This is a genomic window from Modestobacter sp. VKM Ac-2977, from assembly GCF_026968045.1.
Classification (GTDB): Bacteria; Actinomycetota; Actinomycetes; order Mycobacteriales; family Geodermatophilaceae; genus Modestobacter.
Window position 1 is genome coordinate 1,075,696 of sequence record NZ_JAPVBQ010000002.1, and the last position, 21,884, is coordinate 1,097,579.

21 protein-coding genes and 1 rRNA gene are annotated in these 21,884 nt (G+C 73.2%); 7 read left to right on the forward strand and 15 right to left on the reverse strand.

The genetic code is table 11. The annotated features are described in order from the left end of the window. Window positions 1-4 precede the first annotated feature (4 nt). Entirely contained in the window at window positions 5-1,210 is a 1,206-nt protein-coding gene (locus tag O2V63_RS12625) for an extracellular solute-binding protein (protein ID WP_269167874.1), read from the reverse strand. 287 nt (window positions 1,211-1,497) lie between these two features. Next, complete coding sequence (locus O2V63_RS12630) at window positions 1,498-2,736, reverse strand: DUF4032 domain-containing protein (RefSeq protein WP_269167875.1); 1,239 nt, start codon at window positions 2,734-2,736, stop codon at window positions 1,498-1,500. Between the two features lie 273 nt (window positions 2,737-3,009). Here O2V63_RS12630 and O2V63_RS12635 point away from each other — a divergent pair, with 273 nt between their 5' ends. Continuing rightward, window positions 3,010-3,384, forward strand: coding sequence for a hypothetical protein (locus O2V63_RS12635; protein WP_269167876.1), 375 nt, complete (start codon window positions 3,010-3,012; stop codon window positions 3,382-3,384). A 214-nt stretch (window positions 3,385-3,598) separates the two neighbouring features. On the opposite strand, the gene O2V63_RS12640 is transcribed toward O2V63_RS12635, so the two are convergent. The 6 genes from O2V63_RS12640 to O2V63_RS12665 form a co-directional block, all read right to left on the reverse strand. Next, window positions 3,599-4,390, reverse strand: coding sequence for a TetR/AcrR family transcriptional regulator (locus O2V63_RS12640; protein WP_269167877.1), 792 nt, complete (start codon window positions 4,388-4,390; stop codon window positions 3,599-3,601). A gap of 132 nt (window positions 4,391-4,522) precedes the next feature. Then, on the reverse strand, window positions 4,523-4,963 hold the full coding sequence (locus O2V63_RS12645; protein WP_269167878.1) for a helix-turn-helix domain-containing protein: 441 nt from the start codon (window positions 4,961-4,963) through the stop codon (window positions 4,523-4,525). Window positions 4,964-5,093: 130 nt separating this feature from the next. Continuing rightward, window positions 5,094-5,624, reverse strand: coding sequence for a CinA family protein (locus O2V63_RS12650; RefSeq protein WP_269167880.1), 531 nt, complete (start codon window positions 5,622-5,624; stop codon window positions 5,094-5,096). After that, on the reverse strand, window positions 5,621-6,301 hold the full coding sequence (pgsA, locus tag O2V63_RS12655; protein ID WP_269167881.1) for a CDP-diacylglycerol--glycerol-3-phosphate 3-phosphatidyltransferase: 681 nt from the start codon (window positions 6,299-6,301) through the stop codon (window positions 5,621-5,623). The genes O2V63_RS12650 and pgsA overlap by 4 nt, the downstream gene beginning before the upstream one ends. Window positions 6,302-6,305: 4 nt before the next feature. Further along, complete coding sequence (gene rimO / locus O2V63_RS12660; protein WP_269167883.1) at window positions 6,306-7,775, reverse strand: 30S ribosomal protein S12 methylthiotransferase RimO; 1,470 nt, start codon at window positions 7,773-7,775, stop codon at window positions 6,306-6,308. Between the two features lie 75 nt (window positions 7,776-7,850). Continuing rightward, window positions 7,851-10,367 carry a DNA translocase FtsK gene (locus O2V63_RS12665; protein WP_269167884.1) on the reverse strand — a complete coding sequence of 839 codons (2,517 nt, stop codon included), beginning with the start codon at window positions 10,365-10,367 and terminating at the stop codon, window positions 7,851-7,853. A gap of 106 nt (window positions 10,368-10,473) precedes the next feature. On the opposite strand from O2V63_RS12665, the gene O2V63_RS12670 reads away from it, so the two are divergent. Continuing rightward, a complete protein-coding gene (locus O2V63_RS12670; protein WP_269167885.1) occupies window positions 10,474-12,441 on the forward strand; it encodes an alpha/beta hydrolase family protein in 1,968 nt (655 codons plus the stop codon). A gap of 81 nt (window positions 12,442-12,522) precedes the next feature. On the opposite strand, the gene O2V63_RS12675 is transcribed toward O2V63_RS12670, so the two are convergent. Genes O2V63_RS12675 through thyX form a run of 5 tightly spaced genes read right to left on the reverse strand, consistent with a single transcriptional unit; the run spans window position 12,523 to window position 17,367 of the window. Then, entirely contained in the window at window positions 12,523-14,229 is a 1,707-nt protein-coding gene (locus O2V63_RS12675) for a ribonuclease J (RefSeq protein WP_269167886.1), read from the reverse strand. Beyond that, entirely contained in the window at window positions 14,226-15,134 is a 909-nt protein-coding gene (gene dapA, locus O2V63_RS12680; protein ID WP_269163527.1) for a 4-hydroxy-tetrahydrodipicolinate synthase, read from the reverse strand. Before dapA ends, O2V63_RS12675 begins: the two co-directional genes overlap by 4 nt. A gap of 10 nt (window positions 15,135-15,144) precedes the next feature. Beyond that, a complete protein-coding gene (locus O2V63_RS12685; protein ID WP_269167887.1) occupies window positions 15,145-15,750 on the reverse strand; it encodes a dihydrofolate reductase in 606 nt (201 codons plus the stop codon). Continuing rightward, complete coding sequence (locus tag O2V63_RS12690; RefSeq protein ID WP_269167888.1) at window positions 15,747-16,568, reverse strand: thymidylate synthase; 822 nt, start codon at window positions 16,566-16,568, stop codon at window positions 15,747-15,749. Before O2V63_RS12690 ends, O2V63_RS12685 begins: the two co-directional genes overlap by 4 nt. 46 nt (window positions 16,569-16,614) lie before the next feature. Continuing rightward, window positions 16,615-17,367 (reverse strand): FAD-dependent thymidylate synthase, encoded by a 753-nt coding sequence (gene thyX / locus O2V63_RS12695; RefSeq protein WP_269167889.1) that lies wholly within the window; start codon window positions 17,365-17,367, stop codon window positions 16,615-16,617. Between the two features lie 159 nt (window positions 17,368-17,526). Here thyX and O2V63_RS12700 point away from each other — a divergent pair, with 159 nt between their 5' ends. The 3 genes from O2V63_RS12700 (at window position 17,527) to O2V63_RS12710 (ending at window position 19,073) form a co-directional block, all read left to right on the forward strand. Next, on the forward strand, window positions 17,527-17,664 hold the full coding sequence (locus O2V63_RS12700; RefSeq protein ID WP_269167890.1) for a hypothetical protein: 138 nt from the start codon (window positions 17,527-17,529) through the stop codon (window positions 17,662-17,664). 79 nt (window positions 17,665-17,743) lie between these two features. Further along, on the forward strand, window positions 17,744-18,244 hold the full coding sequence (locus O2V63_RS12705) for a toxin-antitoxin system HicB family antitoxin (protein WP_269167891.1): 501 nt from the start codon (window positions 17,744-17,746) through the stop codon (window positions 18,242-18,244). 16 nt (window positions 18,245-18,260) lie between these two features. Continuing rightward, entirely contained in the window at window positions 18,261-19,073 is an 813-nt protein-coding gene (locus tag O2V63_RS12710; RefSeq protein WP_269167893.1) for a DUF4097 family beta strand repeat-containing protein, read from the forward strand. 12 nt (window positions 19,074-19,085) lie between these two features. Here the strand turns inward: O2V63_RS12710 and O2V63_RS12715 are convergent, their stop codons facing one another. Continuing rightward, window positions 19,086-20,312, reverse strand: coding sequence for a winged helix-turn-helix domain-containing protein (locus O2V63_RS12715; RefSeq protein WP_269167894.1), 1,227 nt, complete (start codon window positions 20,310-20,312; stop codon window positions 19,086-19,088). 107 nt (window positions 20,313-20,419) lie between these two features. Between O2V63_RS12715 and O2V63_RS12720 the strand changes: the two genes are divergently transcribed. Together O2V63_RS12720 and O2V63_RS12725 are read left to right on the forward strand one after the other, a co-directional pair. Continuing rightward, window positions 20,420-21,049: a GNAT family N-acetyltransferase gene (locus tag O2V63_RS12720; RefSeq protein ID WP_269167895.1), complete on the forward strand. Its 630-nt coding sequence runs from the start codon at window positions 20,420-20,422 to the stop codon at window positions 21,047-21,049. Beyond that, window positions 21,046-21,711, forward strand: coding sequence for a DUF2461 domain-containing protein (locus O2V63_RS12725; RefSeq protein ID WP_269167896.1), 666 nt, complete (start codon window positions 21,046-21,048; stop codon window positions 21,709-21,711). The genes O2V63_RS12720 and O2V63_RS12725 overlap by 4 nt, the downstream gene beginning before the upstream one ends. A gap of 102 nt (window positions 21,712-21,813) precedes the next feature. Here O2V63_RS12725 and rrf read toward each other — a convergent pair. Continuing rightward, window positions 21,814-21,884, reverse strand: a 5S ribosomal RNA gene (gene rrf / locus O2V63_RS20850); the annotation flags it as partial.

Sequence of the window (21,884 nt, forward strand, 5' to 3'; positions counted from 1 at the left end):
TCGGTCACAGCAACTGCTCCTTCCGCAGCACGGCGTTGATCAGCTCGGTGGCTGCCTCCGGCGTCTCCGAGGGCTCGACCGACGACGGCGGGTGGTAGACCCGCTGGATCCCGCCGGTGACCTCGCTGTAGTACGGCGTCTGCGGCCGCGGCGCCGCCAGTTCCAAAGACTCCCGGATGGTCGGAGCCATCGGGAACTGCTCCAACACCTCCGGGTCCTCGTAGACGGTCGTGTCCGACGCCGGGTTGCCGTTGGTGACGAAGTAGTAGGCCTGGTTCTCCGTCGAGGTGATGCACTCGGTGGCCGCGTAGGCGAGGTCGGGGTGCTCGCTGAAAGCACCGACGCCGAGGTTGATCCCGCCGTAGGGCGGCGCGGCCGGCGTGTCGGCGTCCACCCGGGGGTAGATCGCCCAGCCGTAGTCCTCGGGCACCGAGGCGTCCATCGTCCCGGCCTCCGCCGCGGCCAGGGCGCGGGGGTAGATGAACGGGTAGTTGACGTTGAACCCGCCCTCGGGGCTCTCGAACGCCGTCGCGGTGGAGTCCTCGTTCGCCGTCGACAGCGCCGGGCCGGCCGTCCCGCTGGTGGCGATCATCCTCATGACCTCAGCGGCACGGATGCCGGCCTCGGACGTGAGCCCCAGCTCGATCTCGGACGGGTCGGTGGAGTTCTCCTCGATGATCGAGCCGCCGGCGGACTCGATCAGCGCGTTGAACCACACGGTCAGCGCTTCCGCGCGGATGCCCTGGACGCCGACCTGCACGTTCTGGGCCTGGGCGGCCTCCACGATCTCGTCCCAGGTGACCGGCTCGCTCATGTCCAGCCCGGCCGCCTCGGCGACCGACTCGCGGTACCAGAGCAACTGGGTGTTGGCCCAGAACGGGACGGCGACCAGTTCGTCGTCCCAGGTGGAGCCCTCGATGGCGCTGTCCACCACGTCCTCGGTGACTCGGCCGGCGACGTCCTCAGGGATCGGGGCGAGGAACTCCGCTTCGGCGAACTCCGGGATGAAGATCGGGTCCAGGCTCATGATGTCGATCGAGGAGTCGTTCGCCGCCAGCCGCCGGATGAGCTGCTCCCGTTGTGCGCCGGCCTCGCGGGGCAGCACGGCAGTCTCGATCCGGTACTGGCCTCCGGCATCGTCGGTGCACCGGGCGGCGATCTCGGCCTGCCCCCCGGAGTCGGGGTTGGTGTACCAGGTCAGCGTCGGCACGCCCCCCTCGTCGCTACCGCAGGCCGCGAGCACGGAGCTCAACAGCCCGGCCGCGGCGGCTCCGGACAGCGCCCGGCGCACCCTGCGCGAGTGGAACGGACCGGCCCGACCGGTCTGCCCCCTGTCGCTTCCGACCTTGCTGACGTCCGGCACCGAACCACCGCCTCCGTTGGCGCCAGGTGACCTCATGTCACCGTGGAACTCGGAGAGTGGCCTGGCTCACATCGGCTGTCAACCGGAGCGAGACCCAGTCGTTTCCTCTCGCCCAGCGGCCTCGGCGAGCGCCCTCAGCGGGCTTCGGAGCGGTGCGCGATCACCGACGGCGTGGTGAGCTGAGCGGGCATCCGGGGCAGCACGTTCTGGACGTAGGAACGCACCGCGACCCAGGTGCCGACGTCGAACCCGGCCTGCTCGGAGAGGAACCAGCGGTGCTCCAGCACCTCGTGGAACACCTCCGCGGGCTCCAGCCGGCCGGCCAGTTCGTCGGGGACCGCGCCCACCACCGGCAGGTACACCTCGGTCAGCCAGCGGTGGCCGGCGACGGTCTCCGGCACCGGGCTGCCGCCGCGCTGCTCCAGGTAGGCCCGGTAGGACCGCAGGTCGTTGAGCAGCCGCTGCGCCTGGTTCTCCTGCACCTCCAGGCCGGTCAGCCGGAGCAGCTCACGCCGGTGCTGTCCGGGCTCGGCGACCCGGGTCTCCACCCGCAGCCGCGCGCCGTCCCCGGAGGTCACCAGCTCGATCTCGCCCACGTCGAAGCCCAGGTCGTTGATCCGCTGGAGTCGCTCGGCGACCCGGATCGCCTGCTCGTCGGCGCGGAAGACCTCCTCCCGGGTCACCTCCTCCCACAGCGCCTCGTACCGGATCGGCAGGCTCTCGGCGATCTGGATCGGGTCGATCTCCGGTGCCAGCAGCTCACCGGCCTGCAGGTCCATAAGCTCGGCCCCGACCCGCTCCCGCGCCAGGTCGACGTCGTAGGCGCGCTTGCGGGCCGACAGCGTGGGGTGCCGCTCCGCGGTCTCCGCGTCGACCATGTAGGCGGTGAAGGTGCCGGCGTCCAGCCGGAAGAGCGTGTTCGACAGGGAGCAGTCACCCCAGTAGACGCCGGCCAGGTGCAGCCGCACCAGCAGCTCCACCAGCGTGTCCAGCAGCTTCATCGGGTCGTCCGCGGCGCGCGGGCCGGAGAACAGGTACCGGTAGGACATCGAGTACTCGAGGTACCGGGTGACCAGGATGGCCTGCTGGTCGTCGGGCCGGTCGATGCAGATCCCCAGCACCGAGACCGAGGGCAGCCCCTCGCCCTCGAACTCGGCCAGCAGTGCGTACTCGTGCCGGGCCAGCGGCTCGGCGATCTCCTTGAGCGCGAAGACCCGCCCCTCGGAGGCGGTGAAGCGGACGACGTGCCGCGAGATGCCGCGTTGCGGCACCTCGAGCAGCAGGTCCTCGTCCCACTCCTCCAGTGGCTGGTGCCACGGCAGGGACAGCAGGCCGGCGGCCTCGGTGGCCGGTGGACGAAAGAGGTACCGCACCGTCACCTCCTTCGGTGGACTCCGATCGGGCCAGGCCGACGACCAAGGATCTCAGACCCGGGCCCTGACGGAGACGCTGCCCCTCGCCGGGACGCTCCGCCCCACGGCCCCCGACCAGGAGTTACGGAACGTGGTGAAACGGATGTCTCGGCGCGTCGTGGCGAAACGCCGATGGAAAGCACATTCCCACCGGCATGCATCTTGTTGTGATACGCATCACATGCCACGCTCGCGTCCTCCGAAAATGGATTCCATCAATGAAGGGAATGAGCCATGAGGTCGTTGGCAAAGCTGTTCATCGCCGCACTGCTGGCGATGACCGTCCTCGTGTCCACGCCGTCTCTGGCGAACGCCGCACCGTCGACAGCGGCGACGGAGGGAACCATCGCCATCACTGCGTCGGCCGTTCCTGCACCGCAGGGGGTCACCCCCGGCGGTCCGGGCGGGCAGGTGTCGGTCCAGGGCGTCTGCCTGGCCAACTGGCTCACGGTCTACGGATGCGTCACCGCCGCGGTGCAGGCGGGTAGGACCGTCTGGAAGTTCCTCTCCTCGGGGCGCACCTGCACGGCCTACCGGATCGAGTACCTCATCAACTCGATGAATGGGTCCGTCGCCGGGACGAGGAAGATCTGCACGAAGTACAAGTGACATCCTGATCTGCACCACTCCCGGCACTCTGGAGCAGGTCCCACAGAAGTCGTTCGCCGCGCGGTTCCAGCAGGTCGAGCAATTGTCTAATTCATTCCGCGGACGCTCTGAGGATGCCGAGAACGACGAATGAGGAGGGCGGGGCCGGGCGATGCCTGGACCCCGCCCTCCTCGCTCCGCGAGAGCCGACGCAGGAGCCGGCTGACCCACGGGGTCAGCCGACGACCTGTCCGGTGACGACGGCGGCCTGCGCGGCCCGCTCCTGCACCGTGCCCGGCTGCAGCACCAGGCCGAGCAGCCAGCGGCACACCAGCTCGGCCTCCGGGCGGGAGATCCGCAGCGCCGAGCCGAGGGTGACGACGATGTCGCCCCAGCGGTCGGCGTCCAGCCCCATCATCTGCACGAGGGTCTCCGGCTCGGTCTCGGCCAGCCGACGCAGCACCGGGTGCCCGCCGACCTCCTCGGCCAGCGCGGGGACGGCGACGGTCAGCGGCAGCTCGGCGGCGAGCGCGGCCAGCCGGTCCAGCTCGAAGGCGATCAGCGCGTGCGCCACGTCGTCCTTGGTCCGGAAGTGGTTGTACAGGGTGGCCTTGGCGACACCGGCGGCGGCGGCGACGTGCTGCATCGTGGTCTTGCGGACCCCGCGCTCGGCGAAGGCCGTGCGCGCCCCGGTGAGCAGGCCGCGCCGGGTGCGGCTCATCGGCACACCGGCCCGCCCGGGGCGGCGGGCGTCCTGACGCGGGGTGGTGGGGCGCGGGGCGGGGACGGCGACGGTCAGCGAGGGCACCGGCGCGGTCACGTGGTGGCCGGGTGCCGGCGGCTGCAGGAACGCGGCGCCGGCCGGTACCGGGGTCGTCAGGTGCTGCCCGCCCGCAGCCGCGGCCTCGGCGGCCGCGGACTCGGCGGCGTCGGCCTCCAGCACGGTGACCCCGCCCCGGCCGGTGACGGTCGGCACCGGGAGCGAGGGGTGCTGCGGCAGCGGGGGGCGGGATCCTGGGGAAGACATGGACACTTTGTGCCCGTTCCGTCGCACTGGGTCAAGGAGGTGGACCCTGAGCGCAGTTCGTGTCGCGCCCATCCGCCCGCGCTGGACGAATCCGGCCCCCAGGGACCGGCCCGCGACCCAGCGGTGTCCTTCTCAGGCAGCGAGCGAGACGGCTCCACGGGCACGGGCGGCCGCACGGGCCGACTGGCCACTGCCCACGAGGGCCAGGGCCGGCTCGGCGACCGGCGCCGCGGCAGCCTCCTGCTCGGCGGGCGCGTCCGTTGCAGCCGCCGCGGCCGCGTCGTCGTCGCCGGCTCCCGGGCGGGCGACCGCGACCGGGCGGACCGGGTGCCCGGCCGGGTCGGCGAGCCGCATCTCCAGGCTCACCTCGGCCAGCAGGTCGGCCAGCTCCACGTCCAGGGCGTCACAGATGGAGGCCAGCAGCTCCGAGGACGCCTCCTTCTGGCCACGCTCGACCTCCGAGAGGTACCCGAGGCTCACCCGGGCCGCGCCGGAGACGTCGCGCAGCGTCCGCCGCTGGCGCAGCCGGTGACCCCGCAGGGTGTTCCCCAGCTGGGTGCGCAGCAGCGTCATGGCCGTCTCCTGTCCACTCTGACGAGCAGGTCGAACGAGCAGCGCCACCGACCGGATCGGCCGGGGGACGCCGTGTGCTCACCGTACGCGGCCATGACCCGGGTCACCGTGCTGGTGGAGGTCCGTCCGCTCATGGCGTAACACCCTCGCTGCCCTCCGCCTTCCCGGGGAGCGCGTGCTCGGCGAGCCGGCCCAGCAGCCGGGCCATCGCCTCCTGTACCGCCCCGGCGCGCACCGCGGCCCGGTCGCCGGGGAGGTCCAGCTCGTGGACGACGGTGACCAGGCCGTCGCTGAGACCGAGGTATACCCGCCCCGGCCCGTGCTCGTCGACCGGGTCGGGGCCGGCCACCCCGGTGATCCCGACGCCCCAGGTGGCGGCACAGCGGCTGCGGATGCCCTCGGCCAGCGCGGCCGCGGTGCGCTCGCTCACCGGGCCCGAGGCGGCCAGCAGTTCCGGGGCGACCCCGGCCAGCGTCGTCTTCAGGTCGGTGGCGTACACGACGGCTCCCCCGCGCAGGGTGGCGCTGGCGCCGGGCACCCCGGCGAGGGTCGCGCAGAACAGGCCGGCGGTCAGCGACTCGGCGGCCGCGACCGTCTCACCGCGGGCCAGCAGGGCGGCGTGCACCCGCTGTGCGGTCTCGGCAGCGCCCGGCGAGGTCACGCCACGGTGCCCCGGCGGCCCCCACCGGCGCCGGGCCCCTCGTCCGCGCCTGCCCGCCTGGTCGCGGCGGCCCGCATGGCCCGTGCGCTGGTGCGGCGCAGCTTCACCGCCCGGTAGACGTAGTCGATGCCGGTGGCGACGGTCAGCACGAAGGCCGCCGCCATCACCCACCAGCGGGCCGACCCGAACAGCCCGTCGATCGGCAGGATGTACATCCCGATGGCCAGCGACTGGAGCACGGTCTTGGCCTTGCCGCCGCGGCTGGCGGCGATCACCCCGTGCCGGATGACCCAGAACCGCAGCAGGGTGACCCCCACCTCGCGGACCAGGATGGTGAGCGTCACCCACCACGGCAGCAGGTCCAGCACCGACAGGCCGATGAGCGCCGTCCCGGTGAGCGCCTTGTCGGCGATCGGGTCGGCGAGCTTCCCGAACTCGGTCACCTGGTTGGTGCGGCGGGCGATCATGCCGTCCAGCTGGTCGGTGATGATCGCGACGACGAAGAAGAGGGTGGCCCAGGCACGGCGCCCGTCGTCCGCCCCGCCCTCGGACAGCAGCAGCACCGCGAACAGCGGCACGACCGCCAGCCGCAACATGGTCAGCGCATTGGGCAGGTTGAGCAGACGGGTGCTCTCCGGCGGCGTCGCCGCCGGGTCGGCCGGTACACCCGTGCTCATCCGGTCAGACCCCGGCCGTCACGGCGACAGCTGACGCGTCAGGCACGGGCAGCAGCGCGCGGGCGACCAGGTCGACGCCCACGGTGTCGACCACCTCGGCCCGCACCACCTGTCCCGCGACCGCGTCGGCGGGCACCCCGGAGACCGTCGACGTGCCGTCGGCGTCCGGGTCCTGGTGGGCGGCGTGGCCGGCCCACGTGCCGGGCTCGTCGTCGACCGACAGGTCCTCGGTCAGCAGCACCTCCACGGTGCTGCCGATCCGCTCCTCGGCGCGCTGGGCTGTGAGCTCCTCGACCAGGTCGGTGATCCGCCGCACCCGGGCGTCGATCTCGTCCTGGTCCAGCTTGCCGGGCAGGCCGAGCGCCTCGGTGCCGTCCTCGTCGGAGTAGCCGAACACGCCGACGGCGTCCAGCCGCCCCTCGGTCAGGAACCGCTCGAGTTCGGCGACGTCGTCCTCGGTCTCCCCGGGGAACCCGAGGATGACGTTGGTCCGGAAGCCCGCGCCCGGTGCCAGTGCCCGGGCCCGCTCGATGATGCCGAGGAAGTCCTCGGTGCCGCCGAAGCGCCGCATCCGGCGCAGCAGCGTCGGTGAGGAGTGCTGGAACGACAGGTCGAAGTACGGGGCGATGCCCGGGGTCGCGGCGATCACCTCGAGCAGGCCCGGCCGCAGCTCCGCCGGCTGCAGGTAGGCCACCCGCACCCGGACGACGCCGTCGATCGCGGCGAGCTGGGGAAGCAGCTTCTCCAGCGAGCGCAGGTCGCCGGTGTCCTTGCCGTAGGAGGTGGAGTTCTCGCTGACCAGGACGATCTCGGTGACGCCCTGGGAGGCCAGCCACTGCGCCTCGCCGAGCACCTCACCGGCCGGCCGGGAGACGAACGACCCGCGGAAGGTGGGGATCGCGCAGAAGGAGCAGCGCCGGTCGCAGCCGGAGGCGATCTTCAACGCCGCGGACGGCCCGCTGGCCAGCCGCTTGCGCCGCAGCCAGTCGTGGCCGGGGATGGCCGGGGCGTCGGGGGCCTGCACCGCCGCGGTGCGCTGCACCGGGCTGATCGGCAGCAGGGTCCGCCGGTCCTGCGGCGTGTGCGGGACCAGCGGCCGGCCGGTGAGGACGTCGTCCAGCCGGTCGCCGATGGCGCCGTAGTCGTCGAAGCCCAGCACGGTGGCCTCGGGCAGCGCCCCGGCCAGCTCGGCGCCGTACCGCTCGGCCATGCAGCCGACGGCGATCACCTCGGCGCCGGAGTCGGTGGCGGCCAGGATCGCGTCGACCGAGTCCTTCTTCGCGCTCTCGATGAAGCCGCAGGTGTTCACCAGCACGGCGTCGGCGGCCTCGCCGTCGGCGACCAGCTCGTACCCGTCGCCGGCCAGCCGGCCGGCGAGCTCCTCGGAGTCGACCTCGTTGCGGGCGCAGCCGAGGGTGACGACGGCGACGCGCCGGGGAGCGGGACCGGCGGGCTGCCCTTCGGGGGATGTCATGGGTCTGGGCAGGGCTGGCACCGCACCATCGTAGGCGCCGTCCCACATCCCGCCCGGCGCCACCGGATCCCCTTGCTACTCGCTCCCGCGCAGCGTGAACATGACCGACTCCAGCTCGTCGGGCTTGATGAGCACGTCCCGGGCCTTGGAGCCCTCCGACGGCCCGACGATGCCCCGGCTCTCCATCAGGTCCATCAGCCGGCCCGCCTTGGCGAAGCCGACCCGCAGCTTGCGCTGCAGCATCGAGGTGGACCCGAACTGGCTGGTGACCACCAGCTCGACGGCCTGGACCAGCAGCTCCAGGTCGCTGCCGATGTCCTCGTCGATCTCCTTCTTCTCCCCCGCCGCGGCGGTGAAGACCTCCTCGCGGTACTCCGGCTCGGCCTGCCGCTTGGTGAACTCGACGACCGCCTCGATCTCGGCGTCGGAGACGTAGGCGCCCTGGACGCGGATCGGCTTGCCGGCGCCGATCGGCAGGAAGAGGGCGTCGCCCATGCCGATCAGCTTCTCCGCGCCGGGCTGGTCGAGGATGACCCGGCTGTCGGTGAGGCTGGAGGTGGAGAAGGCCAGCCGCGAGGGCACGTTGGCCTTGATCAGGCCGGTGACGACGTCGACCGAGGGGCGCTGGGTGGCCAGCACCAGGTGGATGCCGGCGGCGCGGGCCTTCTGGGTGATCCGGACGATCGACTCCTCGACGTCCCGCGGGGCCACCATCATCAGGTCGGCGAGCTCGTCGACGATCGTGAGGATGTAGGGGTAGGGCTGGTACACCCGCTCGCTGCCGGGCGGGGTGGTGATCTCCCCGCGCTCGACCTTCTTGTTGAAGTCGTCGATGTGCCGGACGCCGGTGGACCGCATGTCCTGGTAGCGCTGCTCCATCTCCTCGACCAGCCAGGCCAGCGCGGTCGCGGCCTTCTTGGGGTCGGTGATGATCGGCGTGATCAGGTGCGGGATGCCGTCGTAGGGCGTGAGTTCGACCATCTTCGGGTCGACCAGGATCATCCGCAGCTGGTCCGGGGTCGCCCGCAGCAGCAGGGACGTGAGCAGCGAGTTGATGCAGCTGGACTTGCCGGCGCCGGTGGCGCCGGCCACCAGCAGGTGCGGCATCTTCGCGAGGTTGGCGCAGACGAAGCCGCCCTCGATGTCCTTGCCCAGGCCGACCAGCATCGGGTGCGGGTCCTGCTTGGCCACCTGCGAGCGCATGACGTCGCCCAGGCTCACCGTCTCGCGGTCGGTGTTGGGCACCTCGACGCCGACCGCGGACTTGCCCGGGATCGGGGCGAGGATGCGGATGTTGTCGTTGGCGACGGCATAGGCGAGGTTCTTGGTCAGCGCGGTGATCTTCTCGACCTTGACCGCGTTGCCCAGCTCGATCTCGTAGCGGGTCACCGTCGGGCCACGGGTGTAGCTGGTGACCGCGGCGTCGATGTTGAACTGCTCGAGCACCCCGGTGATCGCCTCGATGGCGACGTCGTTGGCCTTGGACTTCGCCCGCGGCGGGGTGCCCGCGCGCAGCACGCTGACCGAGGGCAGGGTGTAGGCGCCCTCGACCGGCTGGATCCGGAGCTGCTCGGGCTCCTCGATCGGCGGCAGGTCCTCCGGCGGGGCCGTGCGGTCGATGATCGGCGGACGGCGGACCGGCACGGGCTCGGGGGCCGGCTCGTGGACGACCGCCTCCGGGGCGTCGTCCAGCGCACCGAGGTCGATCGACCCGGTGTCCAGGGTGTCCTCGACCGCCGGGGCCGCGGCCTTGCGCCCCTTGCGGACGCGCGGGACCGGCTGGGTCGCCGGCTCCTCGTCCTGGTACTCGTCGTAGTCGTCGTACTCCTCGTCATCGTCCCGGCCCAGCTGCCGGTCGGCCCACTCCCGCAGGCGTTCGGGCACCTGGTGCACCGGCGTGGCGGTGACGACGAGCACGCCGAAGAACGCGAGCAGGACCAGCAGCAGCACGGTGACGATCGGGCCGACGCCCGCGGTCAGCGGCATGCCGACCGCCCAGCCGAGCAGGCCACCGGCGCCGGTCCGGTCCGCCGGGTCGGCGTCCGGCCCGACGACGTGGGCGACGCCGACGACGGCGGCGACCACGCTGAGCCAGCCGATCATCAGCCGCCCGCGCGACTCCGGGTGCGGGGGGTGCCGCAGCAGCCGCAGCGCGACCAGCAACAGCACCACCGGCAGCGCGACGGTGAGCGCGCCGATCGTCCACTCCACGCCGGTGGCCAGGCCGGCGCCGACCGGACCGATCCCGTCGGTCCAGACCGCCGCGCCCAGCACGATCGCCAGGCCCAGCACCGCGAGGCCGACGCCGTCCCGGCGGTGCTCGGGGCCCAGCGGTTCGGCCTCCTCCGGCCGGGCGACCGAACGCGCCACACCGCCGGCGCCACGGGCCAGCAGACCCCAGGCGCCCGACGCGCCGCGCCAGAGACTGCCGGCGAGCGTGCCCTGCTTCTTCTTCGGCGGCGGCCGGCGGGCCGCGGTGGACCCGCGCTTGGCCGGGGGGCGCTTCTTGGCTGCGGTGCTGCCCGAGCGCGGGCGTGCGGGGGCGCTCCCGCGCGCAGGCGCCCGGTTCGACGTCGACGCGCGAGCAGGCATGCGTCAGACGGTAATCGGGATGCCGGTGGCCGGGGTCCATTCAGCGCCGCGTGTCCGGCTCGGGCTCAGCTGACACCCAGCCGTGCGGCTGGCTAGCGTGACCGGGGTGACCGCCCCCGAGCAGGCCCTCCCCCACGGCAGCTGGCCGACGCCGATCACCTCCGAGCTCGTGGTGCGCGCCGCGGCCAGGCTCGGCGAGGTCGTCGTGGACGGCTCCGGAGACGACGCTGACGTCTGGTGGGCCGAGGGCCGGCCCAGCGAGGGCGGCCGCACCGTGCTGGTCCGCCGCGCGCCGGACGGGACGACGACCGACCTGCTCCCCTCCCCCTGGAACGCCCGCACCCGGGTGCACGAGTACGGCGGCGGCGCCTGGACCGTGGCCGCCGGCACGGTGTGGTTCACCGACTTCGCCGACCAGCGGCTGTACCGGGTGGCGGCGGGCAGCGAACCGGTCGCGGTGACCCCGGAGCCGGAGGTCCCCGCCGGCGTCCGGTTCGCCGACCTGCACCCCGACGGCGACGGCGTCCTGGCGGTCCGGGAGACCCACACCGTCTCCGGCCTGGCCGCCGAGGTCGTCAACGAGGTGGTCCGGGTGGACGCCGACGGCACCGTGGAAGTGCTGGTCAGCGGGCCGGACTTCGTCTCGGACCCGCGGCGGGCCCCCGACGGCGTCACACTGGCCTGGCTGCAGTGGGACCACCCGGACATGCCCTGGGACGCTGCGCGGCTCGTGGTCCGGGCCGCCGACGGCACCGAGCACGTGCTGGCCGGTGGTCCCGGCGAGTCCGTCGTCCAGCCGGTCTGGGGTGCGGACCTGTCCCTGTGGTGGCTCTCTGACCGCACCGACGTCTGGTCGCTGTACCGGCGCCGGCCGCACGGCGAGGTGGAGCTGGTGTTCGACGCCGGCAGCGACATCGCCGGGCCGCAGTGGGTCTTCGGGCAGAGCCGGTTCGACCTGCTGGACGACGGCCGGGTGGCGCTCGCCTACGGCCGGGACGGCGCCGACCGGCTCGCCGTGCTCGACCCCGACGGCACCGCGCGCGAGTTCGACCTGCCCTACTCGGCCTTCGGTCAGGTGCGCGGCGCCTCCGACGGCCTGGTCTGCGTCGCCGGCGGCCCGGCGTCCGAGGCGGTCGTCCTCCGGGTCGGTCCCGACGGTGCCCCCGAGGTGCTCCGCCCGGCCCGCGACCTCGGCCTGGACCCGGCCTGGTTCTCCCGCCCCCAGCACGTCACCTTCCCCACCGAGCCCGGGCCCAGCGGGGTCGCCGAGGCCCACGCGCTGGTGTACCCGCCGACCAACCCGCAGGTCACCGGCCCGGGCGACGAGCTGCCGCCGCTCCTGGTCCTCGTGCACGGCGGGCCCACCGCCGCCGCCCGGTCGGTGCTGGACCTGGGCGTCCAGTACTGGACCTCCCGCGGGTTCGCCGTCGCCGACGTCGACTACCGCGGCTCCACCGGCTACGGCCGGCGCTACCGGGAGGCACTGAAGGGGCAGTGGGGCGTCGCCGACCTGGACGACGTCGTCGCCTGCGCCCGGTACCTCTCCTCCGGCGACGGCCCCGCCGGGCTGCGCGTCGACCGGGCGCGGCTGGCGATCCGCGGCGGCTCCGCCGGCGGGTACACCACGCTGGCCGCGCTGACCTTCCGCCCGGGCGTCTTCGCTGCCGGGGCCAGCCACTACGGCGTCGCCGACCTGGCCGCGCTGGCCGCCGACACGCACAAGTTCGAGTCCCGCTACCTCGACGGGCTGATCGCACCGTGGCCCGCCGGCGCCGACGTCTACGCCGAGCGCTCGCCGATCAACGCGACCGACGCACTGGACACCCCGCTGGCGGTGTTCCAGGGCGACGAGGACCGGGTGGTGCCGCCCGAGCAGGCGGAGCTGATGGTCGCGGCCCTGCGGGAGAAGGGCGTGCCGCACACCTACGTCCTCTTCGCCGGTGAGCAGCACGGCTTCCGCAAGGCGGAGAACATCCGCACCGCCCTGGACGGCGAGCTGTCCTTCTACGCCCAGGTGCTCGGCTTCGGCCTGCCCGCCGACGAGGGCATCGATCCCATCACCGTGATCCGGTGAGTCCTGCGGCCGCCCGCGCTCCTCGGCCCCTCCCGAGGCTCACCCCGAGCCTGCGAGGAGTGAGGGGAAGGGGTTCCTCTTTCACACCTCGAGGACGGTGGGGATGATCATCGGGCGGCGGCGGTAGGTGTCCGACACCCACTTGCCGACCGTCCGGCGGATCACCTGGGACAGCCGGTGGGCGTCGACCTGGTCGTCGGCGGCCAGGGCCCGCTTCAGTTCCTCCTCGACCAGGGCGAGCGCCTCGGTGAAGGCGGCCGGGTCATCGGAGAAGCCCCGGGTCGACAGGTGCACCGGCCGCACGATGGTGCGGGTCGAGGGCTCGATGACCACGGTCAGCGCCACGAAGCCCTCGTCGCCGAGGATCCGGCGGGCCTGCAGCGACTCCTCGCCGACGTCGCCGACGTTGAGCCCGTCGACGTAGACGTTGCCGATCGGCACGCTGCCCACGATCGACGCCTTGCCGTCGACCAGGTCGACGACGACGCCGTCCTCGGCCAGCAGGATGCGGTCGCGGCTCATCCCGGTCTCCTCGGCCAGCGCGGCGTGCGCCCGCAGGTGCCGCCACTCCCCGTGCACCGGCATCAGGTACCGCGGCTTGGCCACGTTGAGCAGGGTGCGCAGCTCCCCGGCCGGAGCGTGCCCGGAGACGTGCACCCGGGCCGTCTCCTTGTGCACCACGGTGGCGCCGAGCCGGGCCAGGCCGTTGATCACCTTGTAGACGGCGGTCTCGTTCCCGGGCACCAGCGAGGACGCCAGGATGATCGTGTCGCCGGCCTCGATCGTGACCTGGTGGTGGTCGCCGCGGGCCATCCGGCCCAGCGCCGACAGCGGCTCCCCCTGCGAACCGGTGCTGACCAGCACCACCTGCTCGGGGGGCATCGCGGTGGCCTCGTCCAGCTTGACCATCAGCCCGGGTGCGACCCGGAGCAGGCCGAGGTCCTGGGCGACCCCCATGTTGCGGACCATCGACCGGCCCACGAACGCGACCTTGCGGCCGTGCGCGGCCGCGCTGTCGAGGACCTGCTGGATGCGGTGGACGTGGCTGGCGAAGCTGGAGACGATCAGCCGCTGCGAGGCGCGCTCGAACACCGAGTCCAGCACCGGGCCGATGCTGCGCTCGGAGGTGACGAACCCGGGCACCTCGGCGTTGGTCGAGTCGCTGAGCAACAGGTCGATGCCCGCGACCCCGAGCCGGGCAAAGGCCCCGAGATCGGTGAGCACGCCGTCGAGCGGCAGCTGGTCCATCTTGAAGTCGCCGGTGTGCACCAGCGTGCCCGCCGGCGTGTGCACCGCCACGGCCAGAGCATCGGGGATGGAGTGGTTGACGCTGACGAACTCGCAGTGGAACCCACCCGCCAGGTGGTCGTCCCCGGCCGCCACCTCCACCAGCACCGGGTCGATCCGGTGCTCGCGCAGCTTGGCCTTGACCAGCGCGAGGGTGAACCGGGAGCCGACCAACGGGATGTCGGCGCGCAGCCGGAGCAGGTAGGGGACGGCGCCGATGTGGTCCTCGTGCCCGTGGGTCAGGACGACGGCGGCGATGTCGTCCATCCGGTGCTCGATGACCCCGAAGTCGGGCAGGATCAGGTCGACGCCGGGCTGCTCCGCCTCGGGGAACAGCACCCCGCAGTCGATGATCAGCAGCTGGCCGTCGAACTCGAGCACGGCCATGTTCCGGCCGATCTCCCCGAGGCCGCCCAGCGCCATCACCCGCAGGCCGCCGGCCGGGAGGGGCGGCGGGGCCTTCAGGTCCAGGTGGGGCTGCGGGGAGTTCGACGTCGTCACAGCACGACACCTCCTGCGGCGAGGTCCACGCGCAGCTGCGCCACCTGTTCCTCGGTGGCGTCCACGAGCGGCGGGCGCACCGGGCCGGACGGGAGCCCGAGCTCGCGCAGCGCCGCCTTGACCATGATCGTGCCCTGGGTGCGGAAGATGCCCGTGTACACCGGCAGCAACTCGTCGTTGACCTCTCGCGCCCGGGCCAGGTCGCCGGCCTCGACGGCGGCGATCAGCTCGGCCAGCCGGGTCCCGACCAGGTGCCCGACGACGCTCACCACGCCGACGGCCCCGACCGCGAGCAGCGGCAGGTTCAGCATGTCCTCACCGGAGTAGTAGGCGAGGTCGGTGCGGGCCAGGGTCTGCATGAGGGCGCCGAAGTCGCCCTTGGCGTCCTTGACCGCGACGATGTTCGGGTGCTCCGCGGCGCGGACCAGCGTCTCCACCTCGATGGGGACCACCGAGCGCGGCGGGATGTCGTAGAGCATCACCGGCAGGTCGGTGGAGTCGGCGACCGCGGTGAAGTGCCGCAGCAGGCCGGCCTGCGGGGGCTTGTTGTAGTACGGGGTGACGACGAGCAGGCCGTGCACGCCGAGCCGGGCCGCCGACTGGGCCTTCTCGATGGAGTGCGCGGTGTCGTTCGTGCCGACGCCGGCGACCACCATGGCCCGGTCACCGACGGCGTCCAGCACGGCCTCGAGCACCGCGTGCTGCTCGCCGTCGCTGATGGTCGGCGACTCACCCGTGGTCCCGAAGACGACCAGGCCATCGTGCGACTGCCGGTCGACGAGGTGCGCGGCGAGTTCCTGGGCGCCGGCGAGGTCGATCGTGCCGTCCTCGGCGAGCGGGGTGACCATCGCCGTGAGCACGCGCCCGAACGGTCGGGCGGGGTCCGTGGTCGTGGCCGGGGTCATGGCCTGGAATCTACCGGCCCGCCCCGACACCCCCGGACCGCCCTGCGGCGACCCAGATCTGCTCGTGCTCGGCGAGGACGCGGGTCACGAGGTCCGGGGCGACCGTCCCCCGCCCCCACTGGGTGACCCGGAAGCGGAGCCCGGTCGTCGACTCCGACCACCCGGGGTCGGGCACCTGCGCACCCGGCGCCCAGTCCGGGCCCGGGCGGGGTGCCCAGGTGTCACCCGGCAGCTGCACGTCGACCTCGGTCACCACCAGCTCGTCGGCGTACGGGAGGAACGCCCCGTAGACCGCCCCGCCGCCGATCACCCACAGGTCGCCGTCCAGCTCGAGCGCCTCGGTCACCGACCGGACCACCTGCGCCCCGGGCTCCGCCGGGTCCAGCGTCGAGCTGAGCACCACGTTGCGGCGGCCGGGCAGCGGCCGGAACCGCGCCGGCAGCGACTCCCAGGTGCGGCGGCCCATGACCACGGTGCCGCCGACGGTCAACGCCTTGAACAACCGCAGGTCCTCGGGCAGGTGCCAGGGCAGTGCGCCGTCCGCGCCGATGACGCCGTCGGTGGTCTGGGCCCAGACCATCCGCACCGTGCGCCGCGGGGTCGCCGGATCGGTCACACCGCCACCGCACCCCGGATGGCCGGGTGGTGCCGGTAGTCGACGACGCGGAAGTCCTCGTAGCGGTGGTCGAACAGCGACGGCGCCGGGTCGATCTCCAGCTGCGGGAAGGGCAGCACCTCCCGGGAGAGCTGCTCGCGCACCTGGGGCAGGTGGTTGCGGTAGATGTGGCAGTCCCCGCCGACCCAGATGAAGTCGCCCGGCTCGAGGCCGACCTGCTGGGCGACCATCCGGGTCAGCAGCGCGTAGCTGGCGATGTTGAACGGGACGCCGAGGAACAGGTCGGCGCTGCGCTGGTAGAGCTGGCAGGAGAGCTTGCCGTCGGCGACGTGGAACTGGAACAGCGCGTGGCAGGGAGCCAGCGCCATCTCCGGCAGAGCGGCCACGTTCCACGCCGAGACCACCATCCGCCGGGAGTCCGGGTCGGTGCGCAGCGTGTCCAGGACGGCGGAGAGCTGGTCGATCGACCCGCCGTCCGGCGTGGGCCAGGACCGCCACTGGACGCCGTAGACCGGGCCGAGGCTGCCGTCCTCGGCCGCCCACTCGTCCCAGATCGAGACGCCGTGCTCCTTCAGCCAGCCGACGTTGCCCTCGCCGCGCAGGAACCACAGCAGCTCGTAGGCGATCGACTTGAAGTGCACCGACTTTGTCGTCACCAGCGGGAAGGAGCTGGACAGGTCGTAGCGCAGCCGCTCCCCGAACAGGCTCAGCGTGCCGGTGCCGGTGCGGTCGTCCTTCGGCGTCCCGGCCTCCAGGACCCGGCGGAGCAGGTCCTCGTACTGCGTGTCGACCTTCGGCTGGACGGCCACGTCGGGCATGTCGACTCCTCGTCGCGATCGTGGGTGGGGATGGGACGGTGGCTGGTCAGCCCTCGGCGACCAGCGGGCTCGCGGCGACGGCGGTGCCGTCGGAGAGCTCGCTGATCCGGAAGTCACCGAAGACGTGCGGGGCGGCACTCTGCAGCTCGCGCAGGCAGGCGATGGCCAGCTCGCGGATCTCGACGTCGGCGTGCTCGCTGGCCCGCATGGCCACGAAGTGCCGCCAGGCCCGGTAGTTGCCGGTGACGACGATGCGGGTCTCGGTGGCGTTCGGCAGCACCGAACGGGCTGCCTGCCGGGCCTGCTTGCGGCGCAGCGTCGCGTTCGGGACGTCGGCGAAGCGCTTCTCCAGCCCCTCGAGCAGCTCAGCGTAGGCGGCCAGTGCGGCATCGGTGGCGGCGAGGAACTTCTCGTGCAGCTCGGGGTCCTCGGCGATCACCGCCGGCTCGACGACGGCGGCGTCCTGCTCGGGCACGTAGCGCTGGGACAGTTGGCTGTAGGAGAAGTGCCGGTGCCGGATCAGCTCGTGGGTGAGCGAACGCGAGACGCCGGAGAGGTACATGGTCACGGTGCCGTGCTCGAGCACCGACAGGTGGCCGACCTCGAGGATGTGCCGCAGGTAGCCCTCGTTGGTCGCCGTGGTCGGGTTCGGCTTGGTCCAGGACTGGTAGCAGGCCCGCCCGGCGAACTCCGCGAGCGCCTGCCCGCCGTCGGCGTCGGTCTCCCAGGGCACGTCCGCCGGCGGGGTGAACTGCGTCTGCGCGACGACCTGCACCTTCAGGTGGGCGATGGCGGGCACCCGTCGAGCGTACGGGGGGAGGCCGCTGTCCCCTGCACCAGCAGGGAGCCGCTGGACCCGGAGGACGACAGCAGCACCACCCGCCTCACCCCGGCTGCGAGCACCGTCGACGTCACCGTACCGCTTGATGTGGCGTCAGAGTGGTGCCATGCTGACGTCATGGAGAACTGGACGCACCTCGAGGACCTGCAGAAGGCCGTGGCACCACGCTCGCCGAAGACGCCGCCCGACGCACAGCCGCGCACCCGGCACCGCCACGGTCGCCGTCCACGCTGGCTCGGCGGCGGGTCGCAGTGAGCCATCCCTCCCCCGGACCAGCGCCGGCGCAGCCGACCCCGCCGATCGCGCGGCCGCGGCTGACGTCACGATGGCGGCCATGGACCTGACCGACTACGTCGACGCCCTCCGCAGCTCACTGACCACGGCCGCGGCGGCCGGCACCGAGCAGACGCAGGAGACCGCCCGGCTGCTCGCCGAGGCGCTGGAACCCGCCGTCCGGCTCACCGTCACCGAGGCCCTCTCGGCGATGGCCGCAGAGGTCACCGCCGCCTGGGACGGCGGGCTGGTCGACATCCGTGTCCGCGGCCGCGACCCCGAGGTCGTCGTCGTCCACGCCCCCGATCCCGGCCACGACCCGGAGCCGGCCCCAGGTCCTCCGCGCGACGAGCCCGAGGCCGACGACGACGGGGCCGTCGCCCGGATCAGCCTCCGGCTCCCCGAGGCACTGAAGTCCCGCGCTGAGACGGCTGCCGCCGCGGCCGGCCTCTCGCTCAACGCCTGGCTCGTCCGCGCCGTCGCCGACGGCCTGCGGGAACCGACCGACCCGCCGCGCTCCGCGCGCGGCCCTCGCCGCTACTCCGGCTTCGCCCGGAGCTGACAGACCTGGAGTCCCCGTGACCGTCCGAACCCACCGCTTCCCGCCGGCGGACCCACCCCGCACGATCGAGGTGCGCAACCCTGCCGGTCAGGTCGCCGTCCGCGCGGTGGAGAGCGCCACCGAGGTGGTGGTCACCGTCCAGGCGCTCGACGGAGCCGGCGAGCAGCTGCTCGACCGCATCGACGTGTCGGCCACCGGCACCGCGCTGCGTGTCGCGGCACCCGAACGACGCATGGCCCGGACCCCGCGGTACGGGATCGAGGTGACCACCCCGCCGGACGCGGACGTCACCATCGCGACCGCGTCCGCCGGTGCGGCACTGAGCGGGTCTCACGGCCGCGTCACCGTCACCACCGCCAGCGGTGACGTCACGGTCGAACACGCCGCCGAGCTCCAGGTCCGCTCGGCCAGCGGGGACGTGCGGACCAACCGGGTCGACGGTCCGCTCACGATCACGACCGCCTCCAGCGACCTGCACCTGGACGACGTCCGTGGCCCGGTCGACGTGCGCACCGCCTCCGGCGACGTGGTGCTCGGCCGGGTGGCGACCGACGTGTCCGCGAAGACGGCGTCGGGGGACGTCCGCGTGGAGCGGGCCGTCTCGGGCACGGTCCGGGTCACCACGGTCTCCGGCGACACGACGATCGCCGTCGAGCCCGGCCTGCGAGTGTGGCTCGACGTGCAGAGCATCTCCGGCCGGTTGACCTCCGACCTCGACGCCGACACCCCCGGCTCGGGCACGACCCAGGGAGAACCCCTCTCCCTCCTGCTCACCTCGGTCTCCGGCGACCTGCGCCTGCGCCGCGCCACTGTTCCCCCGGGGCGCTGATCCAGGAGGCGTTCAGCTGGGGGCGGCGCCTCCGGCGACGGCGGAGCCCAGGACGGGGGCCAGGTCACCCAGGCCGGCCACCACCACCTCGTCCAGGGCCATCCAGCCGGCCATCAGCCGGAGCTCGTCGGCCAGTGCGGCGGCGACCTCGGCGGTGTCGACACCCGGCTCGGCGAAGGCGCCCTGCACCCGCAGCACGCCGGCCTGCCGGTCGGCCTTCAGGTCGACGCGGGCGACGAGCCGGTCGCCGAGCAGGAACGGCAGCACGTAGTAGCCGTGCACCCGCTTCGCGGCCGGCGTGTAGATCTCCAGCCGGTAGCGGAACCCGAAGATGCGCTCGACCCGCGGGCGCTCCCACACCAGGGAGTCGAACGGGGACAGCAGCGCACGGGCCCGGACCCACCGTGGCCGTCGTGCCTGCGGGTCCAGCCAGGCCGGCCGGTCCCAGCCCACCACCTCGACCGGTTGCAGCTCGCCGGCATCGGCCAGCTCGGCGATCGCCGTCCGGGCGTCGACCGGGGCGAGCCGGAAGTAGTCGCGCAGGTCGAACTCGGTGGCCACCCCCAGCGCCCGGGACGCCGTGCGGACCAGCTCCCGGACGGCGTCCGACCGCTCCGGGGTCGGCGCCTGGTAAACGGCGCGCGGCAGGACCCGCTCCGGGAGGTCGTAGACCCGCTCGAAGCCGGCCGTGCGCCCGCGCGCGGTGAGTGCACCGGTGAAGAACAGGTACTCCAGTGCAGCCTTGCCGGCGTGCCAGTTCCACATGCTGCCCGGCCGGTTGGGCCGTTCCTCCTGCAGCTGGCTGGCCCGGATCGGCCCGTCGGTGCGCACCCGCGCCAGCAACGACGCCACGTACTCCGGGCGCTCCTGCTGCACCCGGGTCATCGAGCCCCACGCCTCCCGGTCGGCCGCGGCCATCCGCCAGCGCAGGTGCGGGTGGAGCCGGGCCGGCAGGAACGACGCCTCGTGCGCCCAGTACTCGAAGACGTCGTGCCGCCGGTTCGAGACGGCGTCGAGGTCGCTGCGCGGGTAGGGACCCAGCCGGCTGAAGAAGGGGAGGTAATGCGACCGGGACAGCACGTTGACCGAGTCGATCTGCACCACGGCCAGCCGCTCGGCGATCCGGCGCAGCTGCCGGGTGCCGACGCTGCCGGTGGGCCGCGGCTCGGCGAAACCCTGGGCGGCCAGGGCGATGCGGCGGGCCAGCCCGGCGGGCAGCCGCTCGACGGAGGACGTCACCCCGCCGATCCTGCCCTGCCGGTCCGACACTGCCACCCGACCGACTCAGGGGTACTGCGGGTGCACCCAGCGTCCACGCTGGGCCGGGCGGCCCACTGCGGCCGGCCGTGCCCGAACGGGACGCCGACGTCACCGAGCCCACCGCCTACGCTGCCCCGGTGGAGCTGCCGAAGGGACGCGGACTGACCGGCCGCGCCGACGTGTCCGTACGACCGGCGGCCGCCGCGGACGCAGAGGCGATCGCCCGCGTCCAAGTGGTCACCTGGCGGACCGCCTACCGCTCCCTCCTCCCGGCACAGGTGCTCGACGAGTGGGACGACGACGCCGCCACGACGACCTGGCGGACGGCAGTGGCCGCGCCCCCGACGTCCGAGCACGGCGTCCTGGTCGCCGTGGACTCGGGGACCGTGGTCGGGTTCGCCGCCTACGGCCCCACGGACGACCCCGACGTCGCCGAGCTCGCCACCCTGCTCGTCGAGCCCCGTTGGGGCCGGCGTGGTCACGGGAGCCGACTGCTCGCTGCGGTCGCCGACCTGGCCACCGAGCGCAGGGTCCGCTCCCTGCACACGTGGGTCCCCGAGGACGACCTGGTGACCGGACGGTTCCTCGGCTCGGCGGGCTGGGCATCGGACGGGTGGACACGGACGCTGGACACCGGCGCCGCCCCGCTGTCCCAGCTCCGCTGGACGACGCGGCTGGACGACGACGACCACGACGAGGAGCGAGCAGCACCGTGACGTTCTCCGGCTTCCCCGACGAGGCCCTGGTCTTCTACGAGGGCCTCGAGGCCGACAACAGCAAGACCTACTGGACCCAACACCGGGCGAGCTACGACGAACACGTCCGGGCGCCGCTCCAGGCGCTGGCCGACGACCTAGCGCCGGAGTTCGGCACACCCAAGCTCTTCCGGCCGTACCGGGACGTGCGCTTCAGCAAGGACAAGACGCCGTACAAGACCCACCAGGGGGCGGTGTTCCACCCGGACGGTGCGGGGCTGGGCTCGGTCTACGTGCAGGTGTCCGCAGACGGTCTCCGCGTCGCCGGTGGCAGCTGGCGCCTCCAGCCGGACCAGGTGGAGCGCTACCGCCGGGCCGTCGGCGACGATGTGCAGGGTGCCCGGCTGGCGGACGTGGTGCGCCGGCTGCGCGACGCGGGCTACGAGGTCGACGGTGACAGGCTGATCCGGGCGCCTCGGGGCTGGCCGGCGGACCACCCGCGGATCGAGCTGCTCCGGCACAAGTCCCTGCACGGCGCCCAACAGTGGACGCCGGCGGACTGGCTGCACACTCGCGCGGCGCTCGAGCGGGTCCGCGACGCGTGGCGCGCCTTCTCCCCGCTGAACCGGTGGCTCGACGAGAACGTCGGGGCGACGACCACCCCGGCAGATCGTCGCCGCTGACCCGTTCCGTCACGTGACGCGATCGCACTGCACCCGGAGCCCTCTCCCGGAAATGCAGGAACGGGGCCACAGCCGTAGCTGTGACCCCGTCCTGGGAGTTATGTCCGGCGGCGTCCTACTCTCCCACCCGGTCCCCCGGGCAGTACCATCGGCGCTGAAAGGCTTAGCTTCCG

What these genes read in the sequence shown, in the direction of transcription:
- O2V63_RS12635 (WP_269167876.1), top strand. Translation starts at nt 3,010, where the DNA reads ATGAGGTCGTTGGCAAAGCTGTTCATCGCCGCACTGCTGGCGATGACC.
- O2V63_RS12640 (WP_269167877.1), bottom strand. Translation starts at nt 4,390, where the DNA reads ATGTCTTCCCCAGGATCCCGCCCCCCGCTGCCGCAGCACCCCTCGCTC.
- O2V63_RS12645 (WP_269167878.1), bottom strand. Translation starts at nt 4,963, where the DNA reads ATGACGCTGCTGCGCACCCAGCTGGGGAACACCCTGCGGGGTCACCGG.
- pgsA (WP_269167881.1), bottom strand. Translation starts at nt 6,301, where the DNA reads ATGAGCACGGGTGTACCGGCCGACCCGGCGGCGACGCCGCCGGAGAGC.
- rimO (WP_269167883.1), bottom strand. Translation starts at nt 7,775, where the DNA reads ATGACATCCCCCGAAGGGCAGCCCGCCGGTCCCGCTCCCCGGCGCGTC.
- O2V63_RS12665 (WP_269167884.1), bottom strand. Translation starts at nt 10,367, where the DNA reads ATGCCTGCTCGCGCGTCGACGTCGAACCGGGCGCCTGCGCGCGGGAGC.
- dapA (WP_269163527.1), bottom strand. Translation starts at nt 15,134, where the DNA reads ATGACCCCGGCCACGACCACGGACCCCGCCCGACCGTTCGGGCGCGTG.
- O2V63_RS12690 (WP_269167888.1), bottom strand. Translation starts at nt 16,568, where the DNA reads ATGCCCGACGTGGCCGTCCAGCCGAAGGTCGACACGCAGTACGAGGAC.
- O2V63_RS12700 (WP_269167890.1), top strand. Translation starts at nt 17,527, where the DNA reads ATGGAGAACTGGACGCACCTCGAGGACCTGCAGAAGGCCGTGGCACCA.
- O2V63_RS12705 (WP_269167891.1), top strand. Translation starts at nt 17,744, where the DNA reads ATGGACCTGACCGACTACGTCGACGCCCTCCGCAGCTCACTGACCACG.